This window comes from Kribbella sp. NPDC023855 (assembly GCF_040639475.1).
GTDB lineage: Bacteria > Actinomycetota > Actinomycetes > Propionibacteriales > Kribbellaceae > Kribbella.
On the sequence record NZ_JBFAAA010000002.1, the window covers coordinates 1 to 18,767 of the forward strand.

Annotated in this window: 21 protein-coding genes; 10 read left to right on the forward strand and 11 right to left on the reverse strand. The window is 65.3% G+C overall.

Going from position 1 to position 18,767, the window contains the following annotated elements; genetic code table 11:
* Positions 1–258 precede the first annotated feature (258 nt).
* Entirely contained in the window at positions 259–609 is a 351-nt protein-coding gene (locus AB0F51_RS05725) for a hypothetical protein (RefSeq protein WP_360274623.1), read from the forward strand.
* Positions 610–671: 62 nt separating this feature from the next.
* On the forward strand, positions 672–965 hold the full coding sequence (locus AB0F51_RS05730; protein WP_360274626.1) for a hypothetical protein: 294 nt from the start codon (positions 672–674) through the stop codon (positions 963–965).
* 262 nt (positions 966–1,227) lie between these two features.
* Here the strand turns inward: AB0F51_RS05730 and AB0F51_RS05735 are convergent, their stop codons facing one another.
* A complete protein-coding gene (locus tag AB0F51_RS05735; protein ID WP_360274629.1) occupies positions 1,228–1,707 on the reverse strand; it encodes a hypothetical protein in 480 nt (159 codons plus the stop codon).
* 403 nt (positions 1,708–2,110) lie between these two features.
* Here AB0F51_RS05735 and AB0F51_RS05740 point away from each other — a divergent pair, with 403 nt between their 5' ends.
* The 6 genes from AB0F51_RS05740 (at position 2,111) to AB0F51_RS05765 (ending at position 6,270) form a co-directional block, all read left to right on the forward strand.
* The gene (locus tag AB0F51_RS05740; RefSeq protein ID WP_360274632.1) at positions 2,111–2,374 is read left to right on the forward strand and encodes a hypothetical protein; all 264 of its coding nucleotides are present in this window, start codon (positions 2,111–2,113) and stop codon (positions 2,372–2,374) included.
* A 411-nt stretch (positions 2,375–2,785) separates the two neighbouring features.
* On the forward strand, positions 2,786–3,448 hold the full coding sequence (locus AB0F51_RS05745) for a hypothetical protein (protein ID WP_360274635.1): 663 nt from the start codon (positions 2,786–2,788) through the stop codon (positions 3,446–3,448).
* Positions 3,449–3,709: 261 nt separating this feature from the next.
* The gene (locus AB0F51_RS05750) at positions 3,710–4,192 is read left to right on the forward strand and encodes a hypothetical protein (protein ID WP_360274638.1); all 483 of its coding nucleotides are present in this window, start codon (positions 3,710–3,712) and stop codon (positions 4,190–4,192) included.
* A 67-nt stretch (positions 4,193–4,259) separates the two neighbouring features.
* A complete protein-coding gene (locus tag AB0F51_RS05755) occupies positions 4,260–4,607 on the forward strand; it encodes a hypothetical protein (RefSeq protein ID WP_360274641.1) in 348 nt (115 codons plus the stop codon).
* A gap of 204 nt (positions 4,608–4,811) precedes the next feature.
* The gene (locus tag AB0F51_RS05760; protein ID WP_360274644.1) at positions 4,812–5,036 is read left to right on the forward strand and encodes a hypothetical protein; all 225 of its coding nucleotides are present in this window, start codon (positions 4,812–4,814) and stop codon (positions 5,034–5,036) included.
* 151 nt (positions 5,037–5,187) lie between these two features.
* Positions 5,188–6,270 carry a M48 family metalloprotease gene (locus tag AB0F51_RS05765; protein ID WP_360274647.1) on the forward strand — a complete coding sequence of 361 codons (1,083 nt, stop codon included), beginning with the start codon at positions 5,188–5,190 and terminating at the stop codon, positions 6,268–6,270.
* Positions 6,271–6,376: 106 nt separating this feature from the next.
* Here the strand turns inward: AB0F51_RS05765 and AB0F51_RS05770 are convergent, their stop codons facing one another.
* From AB0F51_RS05770 to AB0F51_RS05780, 3 genes are all read right to left on the reverse strand, one after another.
* The gene (locus AB0F51_RS05770; protein WP_360274649.1) at positions 6,377–9,136 is read right to left on the reverse strand and encodes a hypothetical protein; all 2,760 of its coding nucleotides are present in this window, start codon (positions 9,134–9,136) and stop codon (positions 6,377–6,379) included.
* A gap of 421 nt (positions 9,137–9,557) precedes the next feature.
* On the reverse strand, positions 9,558–9,899 hold the full coding sequence (locus tag AB0F51_RS05775) for a hypothetical protein (RefSeq protein WP_360277203.1): 342 nt from the start codon (positions 9,897–9,899) through the stop codon (positions 9,558–9,560).
* 18 nt (positions 9,900–9,917) lie between these two features.
* Entirely contained in the window at positions 9,918–10,043 is a 126-nt protein-coding gene (locus AB0F51_RS05780; RefSeq protein WP_360274652.1) for a hypothetical protein, read from the reverse strand.
* Between the two features lie 202 nt (positions 10,044–10,245).
* On the opposite strand from AB0F51_RS05780, the gene AB0F51_RS05785 reads away from it, so the two are divergent.
* Both AB0F51_RS05785 and AB0F51_RS05790 read left to right on the forward strand, forming a co-directional pair.
* A complete protein-coding gene (locus AB0F51_RS05785; RefSeq protein ID WP_360274654.1) occupies positions 10,246–11,586 on the forward strand; it encodes a hypothetical protein in 1,341 nt (446 codons plus the stop codon).
* 427 nt (positions 11,587–12,013) lie between these two features.
* A complete protein-coding gene (locus AB0F51_RS05790; protein WP_360274657.1) occupies positions 12,014–12,475 on the forward strand; it encodes a hypothetical protein in 462 nt (153 codons plus the stop codon).
* An 87-nt stretch (positions 12,476–12,562) separates the two neighbouring features.
* Here AB0F51_RS05790 and AB0F51_RS05795 read toward each other — a convergent pair whose 3' ends face one another.
* From AB0F51_RS05795 to AB0F51_RS05825, 7 genes are all read right to left on the reverse strand, one after another.
* Positions 12,563–13,483: a bifunctional DNA primase/polymerase gene (locus AB0F51_RS05795; RefSeq protein ID WP_360274660.1), complete on the reverse strand. Its 921-nt coding sequence runs from the start codon at positions 13,481–13,483 to the stop codon at positions 12,563–12,565.
* On the reverse strand, positions 13,480–13,938 hold the full coding sequence (locus tag AB0F51_RS05800; protein ID WP_360274663.1) for a hypothetical protein: 459 nt from the start codon (positions 13,936–13,938) through the stop codon (positions 13,480–13,482). Before AB0F51_RS05800 ends, AB0F51_RS05795 begins: the two co-directional genes overlap by 4 nt.
* A gap of 5 nt (positions 13,939–13,943) precedes the next feature.
* Complete coding sequence (locus tag AB0F51_RS05805; protein ID WP_360274666.1) at positions 13,944–14,813, reverse strand: hypothetical protein; 870 nt, start codon at positions 14,811–14,813, stop codon at positions 13,944–13,946.
* 83 nt (positions 14,814–14,896) lie between these two features.
* Positions 14,897–16,633, reverse strand: a complete 1,737-nt coding sequence (locus tag AB0F51_RS05810) for a DNA cytosine methyltransferase (RefSeq protein ID WP_360274668.1) — start codon at positions 16,631–16,633, stop codon at positions 14,897–14,899.
* An 83-nt stretch (positions 16,634–16,716) separates the two neighbouring features.
* Positions 16,717–16,956: a hypothetical protein gene (locus AB0F51_RS05815; protein ID WP_360274671.1), complete on the reverse strand. Its 240-nt coding sequence runs from the start codon at positions 16,954–16,956 to the stop codon at positions 16,717–16,719.
* A 429-nt stretch (positions 16,957–17,385) separates the two neighbouring features.
* Positions 17,386–18,057 (reverse strand): hypothetical protein, encoded by a 672-nt coding sequence (locus AB0F51_RS05820; protein WP_360274674.1) that lies wholly within the window; start codon positions 18,055–18,057, stop codon positions 17,386–17,388.
* The gene (locus AB0F51_RS05825; RefSeq protein WP_360274677.1) at positions 17,964–18,755 is read right to left on the reverse strand and encodes a hypothetical protein; all 792 of its coding nucleotides are present in this window, start codon (positions 18,753–18,755) and stop codon (positions 17,964–17,966) included. The genes AB0F51_RS05820 and AB0F51_RS05825 overlap by 94 nt, the downstream gene beginning before the upstream one ends.
* Positions 18,756–18,767 lie beyond the last annotated feature (12 nt).

An 18,767-nucleotide genomic window follows, 5' to 3' on the forward strand; every position in this document is an offset into this window, starting at 1 on the left:
AGCCTCCTAGAACGACTGCCGCATTCCTATCGAGCCCAACCACCACTGACCCGCCCAACACGCATCCTCTGAATCCTTGGTCCGGTCAACACATCGCCGGCGGCCGGACGTCCGCCGTCGCTGCCCGGCCTCGACCGGTTCGACAACCGGCGCGCCAGCTCCGACCACTTCACCGGCCGGATTGTTGCAGCCCATCCGTGTTCCTCCCGTTAACACCGAGACTAGAACATACGTTCGAAGATGAGCTACCGTGGAGGCATGCTTGGACGGTTCACGGTGCGTCCCTCGGACGACGGCTCCGGCACCTTCGGGGTGTGGGACGGAGCGGTCAACGGCTGGCGCGTGACCAATCTCGACCTGGCCGCGGCCGAGCAGATGAAGACCGATCTCGATCTGCAGTTCAACGCTCATGGGCCCCGGCCGGCCGATGAGATCCGCAGCGTCGACCCGCCCCGACCCGTCGAACGCCTCACCGCGTGGGAGCCCGGCGAACTGGACGCCTGGATCCGCGACGGCGGCCAATGGCTCGGACGAGTCCGCGACCGCGGGGGCCACGTCGGCTGGATCCCTCAGTCCGATCTCCGGCCGGCCGGACAGGAAACGCCGTGAACGCCGACGTCAACGCGGTAGCGGACTGACAGTGAACTCATGATCCGGAGGAGGGTGACCTGATGGCAGGTGGACCGACGATCAGGCTCGACGGCGGGCCGGGCCACGGACAGATCTACTTCGAGGCAGACTTCCGCGACCGGATCAAGGCCGCGCAGCGGATGCACCGCACGGAACCGGACGCGGCTGGCTGGGCGCTCGGCTACGCGCCGGGCGGCCTGTCAGCCAGCGGCGGGCGGCTCTGGACCTGGCAAGGGATCAACTGCCACCCAGCCGACCCGCGCGACCCGGATCTGGCCCACTTCGGCGCCGCGTTTGCGACTGAGCTCCTCCCGGCACCCCGAACCGCCGCATAGCCAGGTCCGCCGCGCCTAGTTCTGCCAGGCTCACTGATAGCTCGACCGGGATGCACCGCCGTGTCTGTTTACGCGTGGTGGCAGCGGTCCTGACACGCGGCGCACTGGCAGCGGCCAGCACCTGTGGAACCGGACTTCGCCTCGCTGATGACCGCCACCCCGGCGCCGCGACGGGCCTGCCAGCTCGCCTCTGGCAGGCCCATTCGCAAAGTCGGTGGTTCGGCGCGGGGTGGGAACGGCACCCGCGCGCCACAGCGCTATCTCATGCGCTCTTGCGGCCGAAGTAGAAGGCCAGTGCTGTGGCCATCGTGTTCAGCAGCATGTTGGTGAGGACCATCAGACGTTCCACACCTTGGTCGGGCGGTAGGCGAAGGCTGGTGATCACGGCTCCAGTAAGAACCAGACCGAACAAGCAGAGCAGGATGGTGATGGTCCTGCCCCGGTTGCCTTCCTTCTTGAGTGCGAGCTGCCACTGATCGCCGTTAGCGATCACCGGGTCGGCGAACGACTGTGGGTTTTCGTCCTCGTGGACATCGCCGGTGAGTGCGGCAGCGTGACGAGGATCGGTCTGTCCCTGGCTGTGGCCGGGGATCACACCGAGCTCGCGAAGTACTGCTACGACGTGGGGTCGTAGCTGTTCAGGCGTTGCCCCTGGGACTGATGCGATTCCATTGGAATCACTCCCGCCGCCGTTGGGCCCCGTCGGCGGGCCCTGGGCTTCGTCATGCACATCTATGGGCATGGCCCCGTTCTCCTAACTGCCCGACGACACGGGAGACCCTCGAAGTTGAAGTAGGGGATGGGGCGAGGGTCGCGCCGGACTTTCAACCGAGCCAGCATTCCACACGAGAGGTGGATTCTGTGAAGCGAAACACCTGATCACGACTTGATATCGTGTTGATCAAATCCACCACAAGAGCGTTACTCTAGCGGTGCGTAGTCGTTGTCACAACACTGCGTAGTTGAAGCGGAACGTAACGCAACAGACCGCACCAAAGTGAACAGAACTACGCACAGAACGGAGCGTTGAAGGACGCTTCCGGGTGAGCCGCTCGGAGGGAGGGCTGGCTCACTAACTCGGAAGATCACCCACACCCGACTGGGGTGAGTGCCCGGCTCAGGGGCCGGAGAAGGGGCATCCCAACATGCCAACGACCTTGGAAAAGGAAGCTGAAGCAGGAGCAAGTGCCGGCGTCGCGAGGCTGTCGGTGAATCTGGCGCACGACACGATGGAAGTACTGCGCTGGCTGGCCAGCAGGCGTGCCGCCTCGGTCACCGAAACGATCAGACGAGCGATCTCGGTCCTGAAGTTTGTCGAGGACGAAGTCGCAAAGGGCAACAAGCTCGCCGTCGTCGAAACCGACGAGAACGGCGAACAGCACGTCCGCGAGATCGTTCTCGTCGGTTGAACGTGACCCTGGAAAACGGCCCCGGAAACTGAACCTGGGCCCGAGCCCGCGGTGGGGACTCGGAACCCGGCGGCGCGCCCAGCCGCCGGGCCAGCCTGCTGTACTCAGCCGGCGCCACTCCGACGTCGAACGTCGTCCGGCTGGACCTCGCAAGGTTGATGCGATGCGTCGGCTGGGCGTCTTTCCCGGCCCTGCCCCATCTACTGCCTTTCTCGACTAACGATCACGGCCCGTCGTGATGCGGATCGGCGTTGGCCGGAGGGGGCCGCGCGGTGACGAATCGTGAGAACGGCAAGGGACACGAACATCAGTCGGTGGTCCTGGCAGGCGGCCGAAGCCCCACATGTCGTGAGTGGCACCAATCGGAACGAGTGTGCGTCTAAGCACGCATCTCCAACGAAGGAGGCATGCATGTCAACGTCGCCCACTTCTACCGCTGCCGCATCGCCAGGCCCGCCGTGGCTGCAATCCGCCCTGACGATTGCAATCGTGGCCGCAGTAGCTGGCATCCTCGGCGCGTGGATCACCGCGAATGCCACCAAATCTGGCGCTGACGCATCGCTCGCTGGATCGAGATACGGCGCTGAGTCCGCGCAGAAAACTACCCAACTCCAATTGGCGGCCGATCAAGCCAAGGAGACCCGCAATCAACGAGCGCAAGTCTACGCAAAGTATCTGACAATCGTCAGCAAGTACTACACCGGCGCGAGACTGATGCGCGAATACGCCGGAACGAAACGGGGCGTTCCGGGCTGTGAAAACGGCGAGACACCTATCTGCAAGCAATCGCTGGAGACGATGGTGCAGACTGAAATCGCTTTCCTCGACTCTCGAGTTGCATATCAGGCGCAGATCGACCAACTGACTGTGTACGGCAGCGAGGAAGCCATGAAGGCACACCAAGTCCTGGCCGCTATGTTGCCGCCAACCTTGGGACCCGCACCATCGCAGATAGAATTGGGGACCTTGTCGCTACCCGGCGCGACGGATCCGAAAAAGTTTGCCGCCGCGTACGGCGCTTTTCAAAAGGTCTTCTGCAGAGAGGCTGCTGCGCAGCCTAGGAGCAGTTGCTGACCGTGGTCAGGTAAGGAGCTCGTACAGCTGCCGACCGGACTGCTGAAAGGCCCAAACGAGGACGCTCGGCGACAGTGCAGTGCTCGCAACCATGTCAGCGCTCCCTCCTTGGCCGTAGACCACGATCCTAGCGCGGCCTGGCCTCCGGAGACTTAGCCTTCCAGGGACGCTCAATGGCGAACAGGAGCCATGATTCCCCACAGCCCTGGAGTTCGCGTGAGTTGTAGAAACTGTCGGATCGGCCTGGGATCGTGGTGTGGCATGGAGATCACCGAGGAGATGCTGTCGTCGATTCCGCCGGGGAATGTCCGGGTACCGGTGGATGAGTTTGGCTCGTTCTGGCGGAAAGCTGAGAGCGAGCGTCGGCGCCTCGTGCTCGCGACGCCGATCGACCAGACGCCGTGGGAGCTGTCCTACGCGTCGGCGGTGATGAAGACGGTTCGTTGGCTCGCGGGGGCGGAAGTGCCGATGGGTCCGTCGTTTGCGCCGATCTGGAAGCCGGCTGCTGCTCCGCTCGTGCCGTACTCCGGCGAACTACTGGGCCGCGCGGACCGGGAGGCGATCCAGGCGGCGTACGAAGAGTCTGGACGGCTAGCGGCGAAGTTTCCTGATGGCTACGAGACGGCCGGCATGCCGCCGCGGCCGGGGTACCTGGAAGGCGTTCGCGCCGCCCTCGGCTGGGCTTGCTTCCATGGTCCGGCGCCGCGCCTCGAGGTACACCAGCACGACTCCTCTCCTGCGTAGTGCCACGAACCAGCCGTCAAGATTGAGTCGCTGCGGGTGACGTTCATCTTGCCATATAGTCGCATGTATGTTCGATTGCCGTGAGCGCTTTCGGGTGCAGTCTCCGAAGGGCCCGTACGTCGGCTATGGCGTGTGTGATGCCGAGAGTGGGCGGTTCTTGACGGAGGTGGACCTGCGGGCTGAGCAGGCACTCACGACCGCTGCGGCGCTGATGGTCGCTGCGGCCCCGCGGGAGGTGCGGTACGCCAACCTCATTCGTGCTGTCGTACCGCCTCGCCCCGTTCGGGTCGCCTCGGGCTCTGGTCTGCTCGCAGCGTGGGCCGCCGGCGCGGATGACTGGCGCGGGTACGTCTTGGTCGATGGGGAAATGCAGGCGAGCTGGCTGCCGCAGAACGACCTGCAGCCGGAGGCATGATTCCGGCAGCCTGTGGATAACTCACCTCTGCCGGTCGCCTGCTGGTGCATCCTGGAATCGGCGCCCCAGGGATGAGGCCACCGCTATCAGCAGTCCGTCATGAGACCGCAGATGAACGGCTCCGGGTCGCGCTGGTGGCGGCAGTGCAATCCCTGGGGCGGCCTTGGCTTGCGGTCTTCGAGGTGAGGGGAGCATCGTGACGGTATGAACGACGATGTCGTACCGGTCGATGCGGTCCGGGTCGGCCCCGGTCATTTCCTCCTGGCAGCGGAGCGCGTCACCAGCGGCCTGGTCTTCATCGTCGACGGCGCACGCTTCGAGGTTCTTGGGGAGCCGGTGAGCATCGGTGGCGATCGGTTCCTAGCGACCGTCCGGGGTCCGATCGGTCAGCTGAGCGCGCAGCTGAAGGTCGGTCACCGCGTCGCCTGACGCGGCTTGCAGGTAGCTGCAAAACAGTTGCCTTTGGCGCCCAGCCGCTGCCTAGCCTTTCTGAGTGACAGGGGCCCGGAGCAACAGACCGTACAACCAATCCGACCTGCGCCCGCAAACGCCAAGCAGCCAGGTGCAGCAAGGGCCGCCGATGACTGGACGCAACCAGGTCGACCCGCTCGAACCACCGTCCATGCCTGGCCACCGGCCGGCGCGGGGCACGCAAGTATTTGGGGTTGCCCACAGGCAGCCGCTGCCCGATCCGCTGTCGGTGATGCCGACGCCGACCAGGCCAGCCTCCCGGCACGCGCCACAGGCGCGCCCGGTCCCGGCGGCGCGCGGCTGGAAGCAGTTCGCCGGCCTGACCGAACTGCTGATGGCGCTGCCCTGGCTGTGGTGGTCGTGGCTCTCGATCCAGTTCCTCGGCCTCTTCAACGACACCTTGTACGCCGTAGTCCTGACCCTCGCCCTGCTGTCGGGCGTCGGGATCTTCTTCCACCAGTACGAGACGTTCCTCGCGAAGAAGTGGTGGCGGCTGCGGGAACCGTCCGAGCTGGAGCTCGGCCGCATGGCGCCGGCCTGGTTGTCGGTCTGCCAGGCGGCCGGCGTCGACCCAGACAGCTTCCGAATCTGGATCCACGAGGGCCCGGAGGTGACCGCGCCGGCCACAGTTGGTCGCACGATCGCCTTGACGAACTGGAGCCTGTACACGCTGCCGCAGCGAAACCTCGAAGCGGTTCTCGCACACGAGTTGGCGCACCACCTCCCGCTACCGCAGAAGGTGTCTCTGTTCCTGTACTGGCTGTCGCTGCCTGCCCGGATGACGGGCGTGGTGATCGACGCCGGCCTGAAGCACCGTGTCTTCAAGAGGCTGATTGGAATCGTCATCGGGATTCTGACGGTGGGTGTGTTCGTGCTCTGGTACGTGACCGAGTTCGACTACTTCACGGTGATGATGCTGTCCCCGTGGGCGGCGCCGTTGCTTTTGCCGTGGCTGTCCCGCAAGGGTGAAGAGATGGCCGACCGGACCGCTGCGGATCTCGGGTACGCCCATCCGTTGCGGGAGGTGTTTGCGAACCGCGAGTTCGAGCGGGCCCGCTCGGTGTGGCGCCCGCAGCGCTTCAGCGTGAGCGACTCCCAGCCGATCGAGACAACCCGTCTCCGGCGGCTCGACAACTACCTGAAGCGGGTTGCCGAGAGCACCCACCAGCCGTACCGGATCGACTCGGCGTAGGTGAGCTGCCTACTGCGGGAGGCCCCAGATATGCGACATTCATTGCTTGACTTCGGTCTGAGCCGTCTGATTCCGCCATCTGCCCAGGGGCGGCTGTGCAGAACACCTACTGCACCTCCAGCAACGTACCCTTCCCGAGCCCGACGGACTGCAAGTCCTTCCAGAGCCATCGTCCAGCGACGCTGCACGCCGGGCGCGCCTTGGACATGTCCTCCGCGACCGAGCTACCCCACCCAAGACCGCCCAGCAGCTCGCGGTGATGTTCAGCGAGCCAGGAACGCACGGTCTCGAGAGTGGCGTTGTAGCGGTCCCAGTCCGTCGAGCTCTCGCGCCTCCGGGTGATAACCGCCCGCCTGGACACCGACCACGTCGCCTCCGGCCCAGTGGGAGCAATCGATGGCAGCAACTCCATCGGCACCCGTATTGCGGTCAATCCAGGTATGTCGCCGAGGCGACCGGGGGTGAAGTCCACTTCCAGGATGACGCCGAACGGCGCAAACGCTGAGTCCGGCATGGACCATCCAAGCGGAGCGAACGAGTGAGCCATCGCCTCGTCGTACGCGTCACACGCGCGCCCGTACACCTCAGCCTCGAACTCCATGAGCCGCTGCGGTGAGTACAAGTGCCAGATGAGGCCGCCCTCCGGAGGCGGCACGTCCTCCTTCGGAAGGTGCCACACGATCTGGCCGACCGTGTTGGCATCGATCCACGAGACAAGATCGTCAAGCTCCCCTCCGGAATAGATCGTGTCGCCGTCGAGGACGATGCCAGCTTGTCGGTCGCGTCCCATCTGCTCAAAAATATCCGCCGCGCGAACCCGAACCCTGTCGGCGGGAAGGTCCCCGTGGAACGCAGACCCGAGGCTGAGGAGGCGGCGAGCAAGATCGAATCGACGCTCCTCGACCCAGACCCCGTCCGGGGCGCCGAGGAAAGGGTCGCGGTACAGCTTGTTCAGGGTCTCCTTTGCAATCCTGTCGCGCACCATGATCCACGGCCAGGCGTCGCCCTCCGGCGGTGCACCGCCGAACCACGGCTGCCAATCCGGAACCGCGTCCGGGCGCAAAGGGAGTACCTCCGGTGGGACCTCAATGACGTGATCGGCCGTCGGCTGAGAGGTCGAGATAGCAACGTCGATCCAGTGCCCGCGCACGATGACACCCAGCCCGACCGGGCCCCGAACAAGGCGGTACGGCAGAACACGGTCAGCAAAGGGGCCCAGAGCGTTGGCCCAGATGCGTAGCGCCTGGAGAAGGCGGCTTCCGCTCGTCGTGACGTCGAGGTCGTCACTGCCTTCGGTACGCCACTGCCGGTGTTCGCTGAACGCCGCGTTGATGACCCAGGCGGCAGCGCCGGGATTCCCGGTGACCCATGTCCCCAACAGGTCATCCACTTGCCTCGCGCCGGTAGCGCTCAACGCGGCCACGGCCGCCGCCCAACGCCACCGGTTGAAACTGCGAGCGTCAGCCACAACCTCGACCGCGGGGACGTCGCCGGCGAGAATCGCCTGCGCCGCGAACCAGTGCTGGAAGATGGGCAGACAAAACCGGACTGAGCCGTCGGCGTTGTCTGCAACGAGGCGGCTTGAACGGGCGATCTGTCGATGGCTGAACGACAGACCGTCCCTGCCCGTCCTGGTGAGCGCGACGGCAAGGTTCTCAAGGATCGACCGCGTCTCGCTAGAGGTCACCGCCAGACGCTCGGTGCCCTTCTTGAGAGCATTCTCGACCAGCCCTCGAATCAAATCCGCCTCTCCGCGGGCAGCTTCGTCGCGCCTTAGCATCGCGCCCGCTGCGAGGGCAAAGAACGGCCTTGTCACTGTGGCCCGCATGTCGGCAGTCCAGCGCCAGGTGTCACGCGACTTCCCGCCGGCCAGCTCGACGAGTTTTAGCGCGTCTTCCTCGGTTAGGAGCGCCGCAGTTGCCTCCTCCGTCGAAGTTGGAGACAACACGCCAGGACGAGCGGTCAGCAAGACACGAACATTCGACTGGGCTCTGGCGATGATCCGGACGGCATCCAGCAGAGTCTGCGCTGTGGCGGGGTCGGTCTCATCCAGGCCGTCAACGGCTATCGAAGCGCCTCGTCCGTAGCGCCAGGCCGGACCTAGCTGCCGATCGACGGCGTCTTCGAGTCTCTGGCCAAGCAGATCTCGGGCGCTCAACCACACTGGGAACGGCGCATCCTCCCCTGCGGTCAGGTTCTTGATCCCGACCCGGTGCCAAGCCTCCGCAATCTCGGACTTCCCAGCCCCGAAGTCGCCGAGCAGCACCACAACTCCGCCGGCCGAGATATCCGGGAGCTCGACCTGGGCGAAGTACGAAGCTAAGGCAGCCTCGTCAACCTCGAACACTTGCAGTCGAACCGCTCGGCGCGCCTCAGACCGCCGGTGGAGGACCATCGCGAGGTCAGCAGAGCCCATCGCAGCGCCTGGACCCGCGAGCTGCAATAGCCGGTCCCGCACGTCAACGCTGCGGCGCTGCGCCCAACTCTCAGTCAACTCGACTCGTTCAGTATCTCGGAGTGCCGCCGCAACGGCAGGGTAGGTCACTTCAACCAGCCGCAATGCGCGGGACAGATGGTCGTCGGAGGATGCCCAGTCCTTCGATGCTCTTGTCAGCGTGTCATCGAGCCTTTTCGCCAACGGCCCGTGGATGTCTTCGACCGGCGTGGCGAGCTCCTCGGCGGTGATGGTCTTGAGCCACTTCCGGTAGGTCCGCCACCGGCACCTGAAGTCGACCCGCTTGCGCACCTGCCACCACACGATCCACCGAAACGACAACTTACGTGCGAGTGCCCGCGCAGCGGGCGCGGCCAAGCCCCCGAGGAGGCGTCCACCCCCAGCGACAACGGCAGGCTCCACGCCGCTCATCAGCCCTCCTTGATCTGATGGCACTGCCTGGCATGCGCGGGATCCGAACCCTCAGAGCGTCTCACATACCAAGCGTTCCAACCTGCTCTAGCTCAGCCGCTCGACATTGGAGGCACGCAAGTCAGCTCGCACCCGGAGGGGATGCCGGTGGCCGGCCTGCAGCGCCGCGTCCGCAGCAACCTCGACCACGATCGCCGGGCGGACCTTGACGATCGGCGTCTAGCTGTCCCAGCCCAGTGGGTGCTGATCTGGTCCGGCCACGGATGCCGCGCTGCGGCCGGATTGAGCAGCTTCCCGAGCGCGGCCGACTGCGCCTCGGTCAGCTTCACCGTTCGCCCGACCACCTCGAGCTCCTTGCCGCGGTACCGGCCCACGACCAGCACCTCAGGTCGCGCCAGCGAGCCGGTAACCGCGCCCACGATTACCTCGACCGTATTCCTGTCTTCCACTTCCCCCACTCGCAACGGCCGGGCTGGTACCTGCTGGTCGATCCCTTGACCACCAGGCCCTCCACACCGGAGGCCTTGAACGCCTCCAGCCACTCGCGCGCCTCGTCGACGTCCGCTGTGACCGGCGACAGCTGCAGCGGTGGCCGCCACCCCTGCGCGAGGCTCTTAACCTCGCGCGCCGTGCGGTCCAGCGCATCGGCCGGACGTCGACGCTGCCGACCGCGAGCACGTCGAACACCACCAGCGACGCCGGCTGCGCCGGAGCCAGACGGCGCCGTACGGTCGAGGCAGCGATTACCATCCGCTGCTGCAATGCGTCGAAGTCCATCCGCTCACCGGGTCCACACCACCAGCTCGCCGTCCAGCACACAATCGGTGCCGACCTGCTCGGCGAGCGCGGCCTGGACGTCGGGAAACTTCGCGGTGAAGTCCTTACCGCTGCGCGACCACAACCGCACCTCGCCGCCCCGGCACACCGCGCCTACCCGGCTAGTTGACTGAACTCTTCCCCGCATCGATTGCCCTAACAGATGTGCGGCGCTAAGCGCAGTGTCGAGATCTTTGGTGTTGAAGGCGCAGCCGCTACCATGCTGTCCAACCGCGACGGCTTTTCGGTCAAGCGGAGGGGAATTCTGTATTGAGTAGCCTGTGGGGGGCTTGATGACGACTAGTGAAGCACCGTCCATCAACGATGGCATCACGCCTAGCGACGAGCGGCGCATTGGACCAAGGTCCCGCCTGCTGGCAAAGTGCAAGGAGATTTATCTAGCATTCGAGCTCAATTGGAATTCGGATGAAGACTCGTTGAGATCGCGACCGTTCTCAATTACGGCCTACAGAAACCGTCTCGAGCTCTGGTACGGAAATTGGAAGCCTTTTGAATCCGCCTATTCAGCGACAAGTCCCGAGCAGAGCGCGGCAGATTTGAGGAGTAGATATCTCCAGTTCGCAAGACTCAGCGCAAAAGTCGAGGCGGAGAATTCCGTCATTAGAACACTGACCATTCCCATTGCTTCAACGTACTTTGTTATCACAAATTCTGTTGTATTGATCGCTGCTTTCACATCAGACAACCCTCTCCGCCTGAAATTGCTTTACCTTGCAGGGATCGGCGTTGCGGTCCTTCAAATAATTCTGCTAGTCCGAGTCGTAGATCCGAAAGGAAAGATTGCCGCACCACTTCTGGCCGCCTACGTCTCCATCTTCGTCGGCGCGATCGTAATCCTGCATCCAGAATCTCTGGCGGTAGGTGATATCACCCAGACTGCGACGGGAACCAAAGGGGGCACCGCTGTCCTAATGCTGGGGATAGCTACCGGCGGGATAATATGGATGGCTGGCGTGCTATTTACACTCGGCGCGGCAATACTAATGCAACGCCACAGCCTCAGAGCCGCCGGCCCGGTCGCCGTTGACGATCTGCTTGACGTCGTGGACCTTCTTTCGCGCACTAATCGCTGGGACACAACAGAACGCCAATGGGTGATTCATTTGATGCATCGAGCGGCTAAGACGATTCGATTAGGGTTGCCGAAATCACTTGCACTGCACACCGACGGCCACCAAAATCTACTCCGGGAACGGTGCGATAAGGCTGCGAATGCAATCGAGGAAATGGAGCTATGGGTCGCGCTCCCGAAGAAAGATACTCATCAACAGGCTTCGGCGGTTCTATGCAAGATCATAGCGGCACTTCTGACTGGCGTTTATGATGAACTGCCTCAACATGAACCGATACCGATTAGCGGAACGCAGCGCTTACATCAGGCGGGCAAGTTCCTGAGAACAATACTTATCGGAGCCATTCCGGGTCTCGTGTTTCTTGGGCTAAAGCATCTTGGAATCGAAGCCAGCGGAGGTCCGGCGAACCTCATAATTATATTCTGCATCCTGTGGGCTTCGGTGACCTATCTTTCACTTTTGGATCCGTTGATGAGTCAACGGCTAGCGATGATTCGGGACCTAGCCGAAACAGTTAAGTCCGGCTCTGAGCTGAAATGAGAAAGGCCGTAGTTCAGTGAAGGAACCCGTCCCACTTCAACTCGAACCGCGAACCACCAGGCGTGCCGTGCTCGCCTGGCAGCTGCTCGACCGCGCGAGCCCGACCGGCCCGGCCAGATCCGCCGCCCAAGTGGCCATGCCGCCAGTGTCCACCCGACCCTGCCAATCGGTAGTTGCCCGCAGCCACGATTCTCGCTCGGCCATGTTGCAACCAGAGCCTCTCCCCGGCCGGGGGTGCTGCGCTCCTACGTACGCTGCCGAGTGACAGCCTGCGCGCTCCCGCCGCCAGTCCTGAGGTGACGGTTCGTTCGGCCTCGGCCCTGGGGTGCCTCGTGTACCGCTCAAAGTGGCGGCCGGAGGCATTAGTCCTATGTTGCGGGCTGGCATCTCTGGAAACTGTCGGTACGCCCTGGGAACGTGTTGTGGCATGGAGATCACTGAGGAGATGTTGGCGGCGATTCCGCCGGGCAATGTGCTGCGGCCGGTGGATGAATTTGGGGCGTTTTGGCAGCTGGCCGAGGACGAGTGTGTGCGGCTCGTGCTGGCGACACCGATGGGTCAGACGTCGCGGGAGTTGTCGTATGCGTCGGCGTCGATGAAGACGGCCAGGTGGCTGGCGGCGTGCGAGGCGGATCTGGGACCGGACCACGCACCGCTGGCAACGTCGACCGGGATGGAGCTGGGGCGGGCGACGCCGACGACTATCGGGGTGGCGCACGAGGAAGCCGGTGCGCTGTTGCTGCTGTCTCCTGACGGCTACAAGACACCTGGGATGCCGCCGCGTCCGGGTTACCTGGAGGGTGTGCGGGCCGTGATCGACTGGGCTTGGCGCTACGGCCCTCCACCTCAGCTCGGTGGGCAGCGATCGGAGTCGGCCCCGTCGCAGTGAAACCAAGGCTCTGGCACCCACAACCACGAGGGCCTCAGGAAAGCCGCTGGATGGCTTCCTGAGGCCCTTTCGCATGCCGTTGGTGGGTCAGTGTCGGGCGCGTGGGTTGCGTTTTCCTGCGGTCAGTCCGGAGAGGATGGTGCGTTCGGCTTCGGTTCTGGGGAGCCCGATGCGGCCGGCAGCGGAGATCAGCTCGTCGCGGGTGGTGGCTTCGTCGAGCATGTCTGCACCGATCAGCGTCCCGAGGACGAACGCAGCAGCGTTGAGAGCGTCGTTGCGGCTGCCCTCGGTGGCGGCCAGCAGCTTGTCTAGCTCGCCGGTCAGGGCGGCCAGGGCGTAGGCGTCGGTGTGGCGCGGTACGGGACCGGGCGCCGGCCTGGCGGTGTCGATGGCTTCGGGTGTGGTGAGTGTCTGTGTGATCCAGTCGGGCAGGAAGGGTGCGGGCGGTTGCCCGGTGGCGGTGTAGTGCCGTTGCCCGATCAGCGACCCGGCACCGACGACGTACCCGCCGTGGCCTCTGGTGTCGATCTTCCATCCGATCCTCCCGGCACTGTTGCCCAGCTCCCGGCCGGCTGGCTGCTGGAAGTACAGGTGTTGGCCTCCTGACGGTGTGATGACGGTGTAGGTGCCCGGCACGCCCACCGTGTGATCGGCTGCGACCAGGGCCAGCACCTCGGCACCGGTCGCGGCTCCTCGAGAACCCCACTCGGCCGGTGGGAGGTCGTCGGGTGTCTTGGGAAGGTCAAGATCAACAACGAGTAGTCCTGACGGGCCGGTGGCAACGCCGATGTTGTAGGGCGCTTGCTGCCAGGTCCGCGCGATCCTCAGGTGGTCGGTGGTGGCGGCGCTCTCCCAGTCCTTGTCGACGGCGGGCACCTTGCGGCCTGGCGCCAACGGGAACACGAACAGTCCTTGGTCGGCGTGCCAGTGAGCGGCCCGGCACAGCAGTTGGTGCACCGGGTCGGTGACCGGCCGCGGTCTGCGGCGCCGGCGGGCGGGTGCACTCACGCCTCGACCTGCGTTCCAACAATGTCGGTTGCGTCTTCGGTATCGCCGTTGAACAGCACCCGCAGCCGGCCACGCGAGGCCAGTAGTCCGGCGAGGTCGTAGCGGCCCGGTGTGCTGGTGTCGGGGCACTCGACGGTTACGGCGTAGGTGTCGCCGTCTTCGGTGCAGTACAAGATCCACGGTGTCGCGTACCGGTCGAGCACGACCGGGCACCTGCCGCCCGGTGCCCACCAGATCAGTCGGTCCAGATCCTGCTCCGTCCAGACGAGCGCACCCACCGGAACCAGGCTCGGCCTGTGCTCGTCGGCGCTGGATTTGTTGTCATGGCAGGGCCAGCCCTGTCCGCAGTCGCGGCAGGTGACACCGCACCGTGCGGCGTGGCTGTCGGGGTGTAGGTCGTTCATCGTGTCGCCGGCCAGGTGCGGGTCGAACACGCTCGGGGAAACGTTGCTCATCACGGTCAGCTCTCCTGCTCGGTCGTCGCGGCGGTGGGGGTGGAGTAGTGGGCGAGTTCGGGGACACGCAGGTGCGGCCAGTGGCCGTCGACCAGCAGGGTGTCGACGAAGCCGGGCGACCAGTCCGGCTTCGCGTTGCTGCCGGGCAGCAGCGTGTTCTGGCGGGCATGCTGGTAGAGCTGGCTGGCCAGATCCAGACCGCATCCTTCGGTCAGGGCACGGTCGTTGTCTCGGTCGTCGACGAACCTGACCGTCACGGTCAACTGAGCGGGGTAGCGGTGTGGTTCCTCGGTGCGCAGCTGCCTGAGTCGTGCCGCCACCTCGGCGGTGAACCGCTCTTCGTACTCGGCGCGGTCTTGGACTTCCAGGTCGTACAAGTAGTCGTGAACGTCTTCGATCTGTTCCAGCTCACCGGGGGTCAGGTTGCCGCGCGCAGGTGTCCAGCGGTCACCGAACAGCACTTGGCCGATGTGGGCCAGGCTGGCTTCGTAGGTCTCGTAGATGCCGAGGTCGTCGAGTTCGTAGGTGCTGCTGGCAATGATCTCGACCGGTTCGGTGCGGTACGCCAACAGATACTCGTCGTCGGAACCGACCGTGCTGTGCAGCAGTTCACCGACGCCGGCGGCCTCCCAGGACCCGGGCCGTGCCCTGGTGACCGCGTTGGTGCTGCCGAGGTTGGCGGCCACGGTCGCAAGTACATGGGTGATGAACTCGGCTCCGTCTCCTCCACGTTCGTCGTTGTTGATCGCGCGGATCGCGCGGGTGATCGCGGTGTGGGCGATCTCGAAGTCGTCCAGCCCGGCCTGGACGCTGCCCTCGTCGCTGCCCTGGGTGATGTTGTAGTCGCTGGTGCTGCCGGTTGGTGGGGTGGTCATCTCGGGTTCTACCTTGTGTCGTTGAAGATTGGGGAGGATCGCCGGTGGCTGCGCAGCCCTCCCCCGGGGGTGATGGGTCTGGGTCAGGCGGCTGTGCCGTAGCCGAGTGATGCTGCGACGGCGCTGATCAGGTCACGCGCGGCCGGTGGTGTGACTGCGTTTCCGGCCATCTTCACGAGGTCGCGGTTGCTGGGCGGTTTGCCTTTCGCGTTGAGGACGTCCCACCGGTAGTCGGCTGAGAACGCCATCCCGCCCGCGACCTCGCGTGGGGTGAACATGCGTGCCGAGCATTCGGGCACCATCGCCTCGGCCTGCTTCAAGTCGGCTGGTGTCACCCTCGGGCGGCCACCGCGCGGCGCTGCCTGGATCAGCGACTGGTGCCCGGCGGTGGTCAGGGTGCGCATGTACTCGGTGACCGGTGTGGTCATCTCCGCGCCGCCGGTGTTGTTGCGGTGCACGAGCGCGTACCGGTCGACGGTGGTCAGGGTCCCGATCGGCTCAGTGGCGGGCTTGGCGTACTCGGCGTTCCCGTAGTACGGCGAGACGAGCGGGTAGGCGTCACGGGTCGTCAGGGTTCGCAGCGGTTCACTGGTCGGGCGTGCGTCGTCGTTCCAAGATCCACCCGCCGGGGTGACCAAGGCGTGATGGTTGCCGCTGGCACAGAACGTCGCGGCGGGCTCCATCACTGTGCGGGCATCCGACCCACCGCCGCGCAGTTCCGCCACGAATGGCGTCACCACAGCTGTCTCGGCTCGGGTTGTCTGGGTCCGCAGTGGCGCCGAGAGCGGTTGGGCCGTCTTCCCGTCGCGGCCTTCGACTGGTACGGCGAGCGCCTTGGATTCGGTGGTGTGCAGGGTCCGCAGTACGTCGTCGGTCGACCAGGCACGGTAGTAGGCTTCCGGGTCGCCGAAGCGGGGGTGGTTGGGGTCGGCGGCGTCGTACTGGTTGCCGGTAGCTTCGAAGTGGAATGGTCCCCAGTAGCGGGCGATCCCGGCGGCGATCCGTGCGCGGGTCTTGGGCTTGAGTCGGTCGCCGATCAGCTTGCCAGGCAGCGTCCAGTCGATCGCGGCAGCGGCGGGCAGGTAGCCCGGCTCGACGACCGTGCCGCACACGGCGTGCACGTAGACGTAGGACTGGCGGTAGCGTCCCACGGTCTTGCCTGGTTTGAACGCCTGCTGCGACTCGATCATCACCGCGCACCGCGTGCAGTACGCGCGCGGCCGAAGGACTCGGTCGAGGTCCGGGGCCGGCGTTCCGGCTAGCCAGCACACGATGTAGATGCGGTCCCTGGACTGCGGCGCGGGTGCACCGAACGCCTGCGCGTGCATCGAGTTCAGCGACACGACCCGGAACTTGTAGCCCAGCTTCATCAGGTCTTGGCGCCACACCTGCCAGGCGACCCGGTACTTCGGTTGCGTCGCGATGTCGACGACATTCTCGACGATCATTGCCTGGTAGCGGTGGTGCTCGGCGAACTTCAGCACATCGAACATCAGCAGCCGTGAACGCTGCGCCGCCTCGTCCGACAACGGGTCCTCGAACAGCCCCTCCTCGATCGCGGGAAGCGCCTTGCCATTGGCCTGCGACCACTTCGTGCACTCCGGCGACGCCCACAGCAAATCGGTGCGCGGGAAGAACCGGGGGTCTTCCTTGTGCAGGTCAGCGGTGGAGTGGTCGGTGTTGGGGTGGTTCAGGTTGTGCACGGCAACGGCGAGATCCCAGTGGTTCGCAGCGATCCGCACCGAGACTCCCGGCACCTGCACCGCTCCGGAACTCGATCCACCGGCACCGCAGAACAAGTCAGTCAAGGTCAAAGTCATATCCAGCTCCTCCTCTTCTGAAGTTGGTGCGGGGAACGCCGTGAGTGCGTGGTCCTTCACCACGGCGCTCCCCGAGTCGGTGGTCAGCTGGCGGTCTCGGTGTGCTCGTAGAGAGCGAAGTCGGCCTCGTCGGGGTCGTTGCCGGTGAACTCACGGCCACAACTGCAGAGGCTGACGAACATGCCGTCGACGTAGGGCTGATCGGCCGGGGTCACGTCGCGGTGATCGGTCCCGGTGGCCATCGTCGTCACCAGCCCGACCGGCTGAAGGCCTTCTTCGGCTTGCGCGTCTGGCGCTTCACCTCGTACACGTGCGGGCAGCACAGGGGCCCTCCGCAGACCCGGTGCTTCCTCGGGTCGCACCACGGCTGGCACGGGGTTGGGGTTCCTGTGGTCTGGTTCTTCTTGGTCATGGTGTGACTCCCCTGGCGCGGTCGCTGGTGGGCGTTGTGTTGGCGGCAGCCCCGTTCTTGGGGGCCTGCCGGCTACTGCCGCCTAACAGGCCGTCCAAGAGGTCTCCGCCCAAATCGGTGCCGGCCGTTGTCACGTGGTGGACAAGTGCGAGGGAGCGCAGCGACCGGTGAGCGCAGCGAGCGCCGCCGTCCTCCAGGTGAGAACTGCCGGTGCCGGTTTGGGTGGAGGGGGACGGTCTGTTAGCCGCCCGCCGGCCCCAGCCACAGGGGTACTTGCTCCGGCCGAAGGCCGGGTGCTCTCCCGCCCGCCAGGGGCGGGAGAGCCTGGGAAGCGCTTTTGCTACTCGCCGCCGTGCACCGCGGCGCTGTCGTGCGCGGCAGTGTCGTTTGCGGCTTGTTGTGCTGTGGTGTCGTCGGCGTGCCAGCGGGTCAGTTCGTCGTCGCGTTCGGCGGCTGCTTGCTGCTCGATGGTGTCGAGTTGCTGGTGTGCCCGGTCGATCGCGCAGTGGGCGCGGGTGACCGCGATCGCACACGCCGTCGTTCCGGTGGCCGCGACCGGCTCTACTTCGGCAGCATGAGTCGGCGTAGCGTCGGCGTCTTGGGTGAGCTCCGAGACGCCACGATCGTCCGTGGCCGAGTTGCTGTCGTCGTCGCTTTCTTTGGTGGTTTCTTCGTCGGCCTGTTGCTCGGGCTTGTCCGTGTGGCTGTCGCCGGCCGAGTGCGACTTCGACGGTGCCCTGGTTGCGGCCTTCGCCTCGGCAGCCAGGTCACCGGCCCGGTCGCGAACTGCGGAGTCGACGGCGTCTGCATCGGACTGAACCTCGGTGCGACGGGCGTCGCCAGGGGGCGGGAAGTCGCCGTACGGCGGCTCCTCCGGCGTGCCGATGGAACGCCAAATGGCGGCTCCGTCCGCGTCGGTCAGTGGTTCACCCAGCCAGTCGTCGGCGTCCTCGAGTTCGGCTCGGGGGTCGACGCCGCGGGCTGCCAGGTGGTCGAGGTAGGCCGCGTCCATGGCCTCCTCGAGCAGCTCCTCCGAGCCCTTCCACCGGTCGTCGTCGACATCGTCAGCAGGTGCGTCAGCATCGTCGCTGTGGTCGGCGTCGGCGTCGCGGTCCGCGGTGTGCTGTCCGCCGTCGTCATCGGCGTCGGTGTAGACGCTGCCGAGACCGGATTCTCGCGCAGCTGCTCGGCGGCTTGGGGCCGGTCGGCGTGGTCGAGTCGTTCGGCGTCGAACTCGGCCTGTTCTGCACGGCCCATCAGGTCATCGAGGCGCCGGGCGAGCGCCTCGTCGTTCGCGTTCGTTCGAGCGGCCTGCGCATCGGCGTGACGGTCTGAGGGCAGTTGCAGGGTTGCGCCGCCGCCTAGATCAATGAGCTGGAAGATCTGGACGGCTTCGGGGTGGTGTCGCAGGTGGGCTCGGCCCTTGGTCTGCCACTCCTCGAACGCAGCCGTCATGTCGTCGGCGGCGAGTTGGCCGGTGTCGATGTCGCGGGTGAGGAACGCGAGTTCTTCGCCCATCTCGCGCCACACCGACTCGTAGTACGACGCGGTCAGCGAGTTGTGAGCGGTTTCGGCCATGTCGCGGAGCTGGCGGAGTTGCCTTTGGAAGGTGCGTAGCCGCACGTGCCGCTCGTCGAGTTGGGTCGCGGGCTGCGGTGAGCGGGCGAATGCCTGGGTCACCTTGTGAACCCAGCCGGGTCGGTCGGTCATCGTGGGTCTCCT